Annotated in this window: 2 protein-coding genes; both read left to right on the top strand. The window is 59.1% G+C overall.

The features are described 5' to 3' along the window. A partial coding sequence (locus tag NW819_RS00215; RefSeq protein ID WP_414412535.1) for a mechanosensitive ion channel family protein occupies nt 1–1,748 on the top strand: 1,748 nt, incomplete at its 5' end. 33 nt (nt 1,749–1,781) lie between these two features. Beyond that, the coding region (locus tag NW819_RS00210; RefSeq protein ID WP_414412534.1) for a DUF721 domain-containing protein at nt 1,782–2,054 on the top strand (273 nt) is incomplete at its 3' end.

Raw genomic sequence — 2,054 nt, 5'->3', positions numbered from 1 at the left:
CAGGGATCCCCTTGGCTCAAGCCCTTGAATTTCGGGATCCCAACTTTTTCCTGGCCGATCCCCGACCCACACCGGCTGAAGCGCCAACTCCTGAGGGATCCCCTGCTCCGGCTCCCAGCCCAGTCGGGATCCCTTTGACCGGCCAAGAGGGCACAGAGGTGCTGGTCGGGAACATACCGGTGTTCCGCCTGCAGACGGCAGACTACCCCAGCGATGTGCGGGCCGACAACGTTCGGGCGATCATCGAGCGCTTTCTCGAAGAAGGGCAGTTACCACAGCCAGAGGTACGGGTAGCCCAGGATGCCAATGGGCAATACATCTTACGCCTGGGGGAAAGAGGCCGCTTTGAGCGCACACAACGGTATTTGTTCACCGTCACCTATGCCGATGCAGCCGCAGAGCGCAGGGTGGCACCGGGTCAGGTGAGCCTGAATGACGTGCGTCTGGTGGCTAACAGTTGGGCGCGGCGGTTGGAGCAAGCGATTGCCGATTACCGCGAAGATCTGCTGGCTCTGCAGCGGGCCCAGGATCCGCGCGTGCTGGTTCTGACCCTTTTGGCAGGGATCGCCACCCTGGTGGTGGGGTTCTTTCTCTGGCGGCTGTTCGACCGCAGCCTAACCCGCTTGCAACGCTGGTTGGAGCTTAAGGCCGGAGAGACCTGGGGCACCTGGATTGATGTGGGTGGGATGCTGCTGCGGGGCGTGGGGGCAATCCTCATCGCCGGCATCTCGCTGGATCGCGGTATCAGCTTCATCCCTGCCCTACGACCGTTTCAGCGCTCCTTTTACCTGGGCCTGGGTCGTGTGGTCGCCACGGCTCTGGGCGTTCTCACCCAGCCTCTGCCCAACTCCAGCGTTTCGATTGCCAGCTTGCTGGTCTTCCTCGTCCTCTCCATCTTGGTTTTCACCGGCGCCCACTACGTCAGTGTTGGCTTCAAGCAGCGCTTTTTGGCACGCCTGGGGCTGGATCTGGGCACCCAAGAGTCTTCGGCGGCCATCTTCAAGTACATCCTGACCCTGTTCGGCATCCTTCTGGTCTTGCCCTTCAGCGGTCTTAATTTGAGCTCCTTGGCGGTCATTGCCGGGGCAGTGGGTTTGGGGATCGGCTTTGGTTTGCAAAACCTCTCCAACAACTACATCAGCTACATTGCCATTTTGCTGGAGCGCCCCATCCAAATCGGGGATCTGGTGGAAGTGGACAACCTGCTCGGCACAGTGGAGCGCATTGGCCCACGGGCCACCGTCTTGCGCACCCTGGATCGCATTTTTGTGATCGTGCCCAACTCCCGCTTTACCGAATCAAAGGTGGTGAACTGGAGCTACCGGGATCCCCGCTGTCGCATTCACATTCCTGTGGGCGTGGCCTACGGCTCCGATACGGCCCTGGTTACCGAAGCTCTGCTCAGCGCCGCCAAAGAAAATGCTCGGGTGTTGAGCAGCCCTGCCCCCCAAGTCTGGCTCAAGTCCTTTGGCCCTTCTGCACTTAACTTTGAGCTGCTGGTGTGGATCAACCGTCCTCAAGATCAGTTTGTCTTGATCAGCGAGCTAAACTTCCTAATCGAGGCTGAGTTTCGGCGACGTGGGATCCGCATCCCCTTCCCGCAACAAGATATTCATATCCGCAGCCTAGAGGGATTTGCCCCCCTCAGTCAAAATGGCGGATCCCCTTCTTTGCCCGATACCGACTCCATTCACTCTGCCCTCAAAGAAGCAGCACAATCGCCGGAAGACCAAAATGGTGTTTCCTAAGCTATTGCCTGCCATTGACACCCTATCGACACCATGTTGCAGCGGTTAGATGAGGTACTGGGAAGCTTTGGCAGCCATCCCCGTTGGGCTGAACTGAAGCAAATGCAAACCCTGCGGCAGCTTTGGCCCGAACTCGTCGGAGAGGCCGTAGCCGCCCAAACCTATCCCCTCAGCGTGCGCCGACAGGTGCTGCAAGTGGCCACCTCTACCCCGGCCTGGGCGCAAAATTTAACCTTGCAACGTCAGCTCATTCTCAAGAAACTCAACAGCCGCATCCAACCTCCCCTCAGCGATATCCGCTTCAGC

Source organism: Synechococcus sp. R8-2 (assembly GCF_047461715.1).
Classification (GTDB): Bacteria; Cyanobacteriota; Cyanobacteriia; order Thermostichales; family Thermostichaceae; genus Thermostichus.
Note: the sequence above shows the minus strand (reverse complement) of the source record. Positions and strands in the feature narration are given on the sequence as shown.